At 69.3% G+C, this 6,299-nt stretch carries 7 protein-coding genes and 1 pseudogene; 5 read left to right on the top strand and 3 right to left on the bottom strand.

Annotation, left to right across the window (positions count from 1 at the left end; genetic code table 11):
• Positions 1-95: 95 nt before the first annotated feature.
• Positions 96-458: pseudogene (locus tag ADK54_RS41795) on the bottom strand (transposase); the annotation flags it as partial.
• Positions 459-652: 194 nt separating this feature from the next.
• Here ADK54_RS41795 and ADK54_RS41790 point away from each other — a divergent pair.
• Positions 653-1,681, top strand: coding sequence for a YaaC family protein (locus ADK54_RS41790; RefSeq protein WP_053731096.1), 1,029 nt, complete (start codon positions 653-655; stop codon positions 1,679-1,681).
• A 192-nt stretch (positions 1,682-1,873) separates the two neighbouring features.
• Positions 1,874-2,662: a hypothetical protein gene (locus ADK54_RS41785; protein ID WP_053731095.1), complete on the top strand. Its 789-nt coding sequence runs from the start codon at positions 1,874-1,876 to the stop codon at positions 2,660-2,662.
• Positions 2,663-2,669: 7 nt separating this feature from the next.
• Here the strand turns inward: ADK54_RS41785 and ADK54_RS41780 are convergent, their stop codons facing one another.
• Entirely contained in the window at positions 2,670-3,722 is a 1,053-nt protein-coding gene (locus ADK54_RS41780) for a type II CAAX prenyl endopeptidase Rce1 family protein (protein WP_159048070.1), read from the bottom strand.
• Between the two features lie 207 nt (positions 3,723-3,929).
• On the bottom strand, positions 3,930-4,694 hold the full coding sequence (locus tag ADK54_RS41775) for a hypothetical protein (protein WP_053731093.1): 765 nt from the start codon (positions 4,692-4,694) through the stop codon (positions 3,930-3,932).
• 501 nt (positions 4,695-5,195) lie between these two features.
• Between ADK54_RS41775 and ADK54_RS41770 the strand changes: the two genes are divergently transcribed.
• The 3 genes from ADK54_RS41770 (at position 5,196) to ADK54_RS41760 (ending at position 6,227) form a co-directional block, all read left to right on the top strand.
• Positions 5,196-5,453 (top strand): hypothetical protein, encoded by a 258-nt coding sequence (locus ADK54_RS41770; RefSeq protein ID WP_053731092.1) that lies wholly within the window; start codon positions 5,196-5,198, stop codon positions 5,451-5,453.
• A 100-nt stretch (positions 5,454-5,553) separates the two neighbouring features.
• Positions 5,554-5,844 (top strand): hypothetical protein, encoded by a 291-nt coding sequence (locus ADK54_RS41765; protein WP_053731091.1) that lies wholly within the window; start codon positions 5,554-5,556, stop codon positions 5,842-5,844.
• A complete protein-coding gene (locus ADK54_RS41760) occupies positions 5,841-6,227 on the top strand; it encodes a hypothetical protein (protein WP_053731090.1) in 387 nt (128 codons plus the stop codon). Before ADK54_RS41765 ends, ADK54_RS41760 begins: the two co-directional genes overlap by 4 nt.
• Positions 6,228-6,299: the final 72 nt, after the last annotated feature.

The following is a 6,299-nucleotide window of genomic DNA, read 5'->3' as shown; positions in this document are numbered from 1 at the left end:
GGCGGGGATGCGATGTTGCGAAGGCAGAGCCATGCTCCAGCCTCCCACCACACCTCGTCCGACAGGTCAACTCTGACGGTTATTCACGTACAAGCCCCCAGCGCACCGCAGTACTGCCGGGCCACCCCGACCGACGCCCGCCCGCACTTGGGAAACGACACATCGTCGACCACCCACACCTCGGGCCCGATCACCTGAACCAGCCGCTCGGCGATCCGTCGCCGGACCGGCGTCCACTGCCACGGCGACTGATTGACGAACTGCTGCAACGCCTGCATGTTTCCGTCCGGCAACCGCTGAGCCATCGGCTGGATCGACTTGCGACGGCCGTCCAGCATCAGCCCCCGCAGATAGCACTCGCCCTTGGCCCGCTGATCCTTGCGCGGCACCGAGGCGAACATATCGTCCACGAACAGCCCCAACGCCGCCCGCATCCGGTCCACTTCATGCGCATCCACACATCTCAACATGCTCTTGATCAGCGCAAACGCATAGACCTAACGAAGCACTAGTAGGTCGCTGGGCACGTTCTGGCGGCCAGAGGGCTGACGGACCGGATGGAGCGCGGCGGTCGTGAATGCCTTGGCCTCGCGGCGGCCGTGCATTCAATCGGGTATCGCAAGGAGCTGCTTGCCCAGTAGCCTTTTCGGCCATGCACATCAGCGTGTTGACGGACCGGGCGTGGGAGTGGCTGCGGGCCAGCCGGTCCGAGCCACCCGGCAGAGCGAACAGCGCGGCCCGCCGCAAGACGTACTCAACGGCACTCGAACAGGCGTGGCAGATGTTCCAGGCCGCCGCCACGGTGGGCCCCGCGACGCGCCCGCTGCACGTCTTCTACGGGTTGAGCCAGGCAGGACGGGCCATCGCAGCCGCAGCCTGGGATCTCAAGGGAGAGGACTGGCGCTTGGATGCCCACGGCATCAAGGCCACCGGATTCGACCGGAACTTTCCCGACATCGAAATCCGCACCGACCTGGCTGGCACCCACGGTAGTTTCCCCCGGCTGAGCGAGCTGCTGGGCTCGCCCGTCTGGGGACCGGACCCCGTACGCCTGGAAGACATCTGGGACCTGCTGCCCGTGAACATGGACTACCCCCTCACGGACCGGGACCGGCTCATCCCGCTGACCGTCTCCGAGCACCACGTTGGCCATCACGAGCACCCGCTGCTCAGTGTCCCCGTATCCGATATCCCCAAGCGAGTGATCGACACCGGCACCCGCGAGGCGCTGGCCGAGTTCCTCGTCTCATACCCGTCGGTCGCCCAGCACGAAAGCTACGTGACTGAACGCCGCACTAGCCGGGAGCTGGACCCACCGCCAGCATACGAGCGGTTCGAGGACGGCAGCGGTGCCCTGTGCTTCAACTGGACCATGCCTAAGGGAACCGCCACCCGTGCTGAACGGCGGGAACATCTGCGCACCATGACACACGAGCACGGGGGACTGCGCTATTTCTTCCCTGTCATCTCGCCGATGGCCAAGGAGCTGCATCCCCTCATGGCCTGGTGGGCGGTTCTGTACACGCTGTCCATGCTTGCCCGCTACGAGCCTGCCCAGTGGTCCGCCTGCACCAACGTCGACAACAACTCCCACGCGGTGCCCATCGAACGGATCCTGCAGCTCGCGATCGACTATGTGCCGGTACTGATCAGGGACGCCGTGGCACGAGTTGCCTGCTGAGACGGAGTCCGTGGGCAGGAAGCACCGGGCGCCGCGCTCCGTGGGATCGCTGAACGGCGCACCCTGGCCAGCCTCCGCGCCCGCCGCTAGCACCCGGCGGCCCCGTCGTGACCGGGCCGTCGTGCCAGAGAAAGCCTGTGGTGCCCCGCCCAGCCCGGGGCGCCACGTCCGTCGAGGAACCTGGAGGTAGCGGTGGCAACCGGCCCCTGCGTCCCAGCCGATCTGCGCGCTCGCTGGCGCGACCTGCCCCGGCACGCGCGGCTGCTGCAGCGCCGCTTCGGCAACCCCACAGGCACCGCCCGGCCTGCGAACGGCGAGGACCGCCCCCGTCCGGCGGCGGAGGCCGCCCGCCTGCGGTGGTTCGCCCGGTGCCTCGTGGCGCCGTTCGGCGTGGCGATGTGGCTGGCACTGCTGCTCCTGTGGCAGACCAGCGGGCGGCTGCTCGCCCACGGCAGCGCGGTGATGACCGTCCAGGGCGCCCAGGTCAGCGGGCGCCGCCGCCTCGCCTTCGGCACCGCCTTCGCGGTCATCTCGCTGGCCCTGGGCCTGTTCGCGTTCAAACTGGACGAGGTTCTGCAGCCCCTCGCCGCGGCGGCCGGGGCGCCCGGATGGCTGGCCGACCGCTGCGGGGAGACCCTGCTCCAGCTCGCCCTCGTCGTGTATCTGGCGCGGAGCCTGTACCGGATGCGCCAGGAGAAGGGCGCGCTCGCGGTGAACCGGGCCCGCGCCGCCCTGCGCCGCAGCGGCGGCACCTGGTGGGAGGCCGGACAGTTCGCCGCCGCCGAGGACGATCCGATCTCCGCCGGCCGCCTGGTGCACCGGGCGCTGCGCTATGCCGACGCCCAGGGCATCGGCCTGGTCGCAGCCGCCCGCACCACCCAACTCGCCGACGCCTACGAGCGCCTCGGCTTCCGGCCCGACCCGGCGCACCCGCCGGCCCTGGTCCGCCGCCCTGCCCCGCTACAGGAACCCACGCCCTAGATCCTCTTCACGCAGTGCCGACTCCGCGCTGGTGAGGATCCGTCGATGTGGTGGTGCTGCTGAGGTCCGCCACCATGGGGGCTGCGCTGCCGGGATGCCCGCGAAGCCTGCTTGCAGCATTGCGCTGGCCAGAACGCCGGACTGGGCTCGTGGCGATGAGCATGACCAGGGCGACGCCAACGATCAGTGCGTACACGGCAATTCCGGAGGTCCGCCCGTAGCTCCCGGCGACAGGGCGGATGACAGCCAGGATCATGTCGTACACCGCGTGGGCGATCATCAGCGGCAGGACCGCTCGCGTGCGCAGGTACACCAGGATGCTGGCCAGGGCCCAGACCGCCAGGGGCAGCGCCCCGAAGCCGTACATCACGTGGTACGACAGCCGGGCGAGCAGCATGCCGGCCACCAGGACAACCAACCCCGCCCGGCGCAGCCGGGGATTCGTCACATGCCGCCGCAGCCGGTAGGCCAGGCAGACGGGCAGGACAACGACGACGATTTCCTCGCTGAACCCAGCCGCCACACTGCCGGCCAGATCTGCGAGGACTCCGGGGTGACTTGAGGAGCCGGAGTGGGCGTTCAGGTAGGCCACATGGTCGCTCACGTACCCCCAGGCCACCGACGCTACGAACCCCACCGACTCGGCCAGCACGAACACCGACAGGCTCGCCCGCGCGACGGTGCACGCCGATGCCCTCGGCAGCCCGACGGCGTCACGGGGCTCAGCCATCGCCAAGAACAGCCAAGCCAAGCCGGCCACCACGACCCACAGCAACGCCCCCGCCAAGGCTGCGCCGACCGGCACATAGCCCCCGTCGGGCGCCTTGCCTGCGGCAGCCGCCCGTGCGCTGGGCAGGGCACTGCCTACGGTGATCAGCATGTAGGCGGAGGCGAACAGCAGGGAAAACAGGTAGGCGGCGAACGCGACCTGCCTCGGGGCACCCGGCCGGAACGGCCTCACTATCGGCGGCCGCGGCAGCGCCCCGGCCAATAGAGTCCACAGTCGCACCAGACGTCCCTCCCCGCACAGCCGGACCGAAGATCTCATCTTCGCGCCCACCGCACACGGAGCGCCACGTAACCGACTCGCGGCCTGCGAGCGAACTCGCTCTGCCAGTTCCGGAATTGCTGCGCTCCTCCGGTGCGCGGAGACGGGCCGAGGCAGAGCGGTCAGTGTTGCCGTCTTCCACAGATAGCTGGCAGCGGGAAAGAGCGGCGAGCCGGGGAACCAAGGGCTCTCCTGACGGCTCATCCGGAAGCGTCCGTCTCACGCGAGGTGGTGGACGGTGATGCGGGCGCCGACGAACCGTCCGGCAGCGGCGGCTTCTCGCATGAGGCGGGTCTTGGCGCGCTGGTCGTTGGCGGGGATTCCGGCGAGGCCGATCTTGCCGACGTACAGCACGCTCCAGCCGTACTGCTCGATGCCGGCGGTCCACTGGGGCGGGGGAGCGATGGTGCCGGTGTAGAAGAGCGTCCCGTCGGGTTCCATGACGGTCAGTTGCGAGATCCGGTCGAGTCCGGCGGGCGTGGTGTAGGTGGCCAGCCACTGGTCCGCGTGCGCGGGAGCCTGCCGCATCCGGCCGACGGGGGAGAAGCCGCGGGCCAGGACGCGGGAGGCGAGAACGTCCACGAGTTCGACGCCCGCTCCGGTCCCGGCGTTGAGATAGACGGGTGCTTCGAGTTCGGCGACGAGAGTGGGCAGGACGGAGCGGCCGTGTTCGACGGTGGCCGCGGTCATACGCATCGCCATACCGTCGTCCGGCATCGCCGACGGGGCGGGCGAGCGGGCTTCGGGAATCTCGACGACGGCCGAGGCGTGGCAGCGGGCGTGCGCGTACCGCACGTGGGCGATGCGGCCCGTGGCCCGCTCAAGGCCCGCGACCCGGACGACGACGTTGGCCGGCTCATCCGGATAGATCTTTGTTTCGCAGACCAGGCAGTTCGCGTTGTTGAGGGTCACGGCCCCGGCCTTGGCGACGCCGTCCGGCCCCAGTGCGGTGCGTACATCGGCGCTCATACGGATGTCGGTCATCGTCGCTCCCTGGACTTGGTGCTGCTGTGCTGTGTATCCAGCAGAGCGGATCGGCACACGCCAGACGGGACACTTGGCGAATTCAACGCACGCGATCACCCGTGCTTCCGCCTCGCCAGTGTTGTCCGTGGCGGGCTACGACTCGGCCCTCTGAACAGCACAGCTCTGAGCGATGCCCAAGGAGGTTGGCGGGATCGCCGTGGGCCCGGCAGGATCGGGTCCACCGTGTTGAAGTGGATGTCTGCGTCTTGTCTCGTGTCTCGCGACGTCCTGCTGCTCCAGCAGTTCCGGCCGGCCGTCACAGGTGGCGGTCGAGAGAGGCTCGGCGAAGGTGCGGTCGTGCAACGGCACGCCGGTCAGTTCGAACCGCTCGGTGCGGCCGTCGACACCCACCATGACCGCGTTGCCGACGGGCCCAAGGCGACTGCATTGTCAGTGCCTGCCTCTAGCGTCGGATGCCTGGGACCGGACCGGCCGGGCCCTTCGTGGGCCGGAGCGGTCATGGGTGACATCAGCATCGACAAGAAGGCGCTGCCCCGGCTCCTCGCCGACAGCTCGGGTACGTACGGCGCCTGCTACCAGCAGGCCTTCACCGCGCTGGCCGCCACTCATCGCGGCCAGCCACCTGCGCGGATCGTGCCCCTGCTGCGCCGTGCCGCCGACCAGGCGCTCCTCGGGTTCACCGCGGCGGACCTGGGTGAGCAGGCCGAGGCCATCAGCACCGGCCGGCCCTACGAGCTGCGCATCACTCTCACCTGACCGGATCGGCCGGTGCGCCAAACACGCACCGTCGAGGGGGTCAACCGCGGATCGGAGCATCTTCCCTCCGCGAGGTATTCTCACCGGTATACTTGGGTGTGTGGATACGACCATCAAGATCGATTCAGTGGCGCGGGACCGGCTCGCCGCTCTCGCGCAGGCCCGGGGGACGACGATGCGGGCCTTGATCGAGGAGTTCGCCGCCGCCTCCCTCACACCGCGACAGCTGCAGGAACGTGCGGAGCGGACGAGAGCGTTCCTGGACTCCGAGTTCGGCCACCAGCTCACTGAGGAAGACACCGGCGCGCTGCGCAGCAAGATGCGGGAGGCGCAGGCGGCGCACCGCCACAGGCTGGGCAAGTCTGGAGCGGGTTCGGGCGAGGCGGCGTGATCCTTGAGCACTACGTCCTGGACACCAGCACCCTGCTGGCACTCGGCGGGAACAAACAGGTGTCCGGCCTGATCCACATTGCCAGCGGCGATCCCACGGTGCGTCTGTGGGTTCCGGTCGTCAGCGCTTTGGAGGCCGAGCGCGAGCGAGCGGGAGTCGTCGACTACGTCGGCATCCTGGACACCCTGCACACCCTGGATACGGACTACGCAGCAGCCCACGCCGTCGCGGCCCTGTATCGCCGCCAGGTCCCCTTCGGCGTGGCAGCCGCCGTCCACGCGGCCCGCCCCACCATGGACCGTCCTGACGGAGCCTTGATCGCCACCGTCAGCCCCCGCGCCTACGAAGGGCTCGGCGTTCCCGTGATGGACCTCAACTCCTGAACCCAGGGCCCTCTTTCGCGGCAACTCCGGAACCGGTGCGGCATCTGTTCGGGGGATCCGCTTGCCCCGATC

The organism is Streptomyces sp. WM6378 (genome assembly GCF_001279695.1).
Taxonomy (GTDB): Bacteria; Actinomycetota; Actinomycetes; order Streptomycetales; family Streptomycetaceae; genus Streptomyces.
This window is presented reverse-complemented; position numbering and strand designations above follow the sequence as displayed.

What these genes read in the sequence shown, in the direction of transcription:
- ADK54_RS41770 (WP_053731092.1), top strand. Translation starts at nt 5,196, where the DNA reads ATGGGTGACATCAGCATCGACAAGAAGGCGCTGCCCCGGCTCCTCGCC.
- ADK54_RS41775 (WP_053731093.1), bottom strand. Translation starts at nt 4,694, where the DNA reads ATGACCGACATCCGTATGAGCGCCGATGTACGCACCGCACTGGGGCCG.
- ADK54_RS41790 (WP_053731096.1), top strand. Translation starts at nt 653, where the DNA reads ATGCACATCAGCGTGTTGACGGACCGGGCGTGGGAGTGGCTGCGGGCC.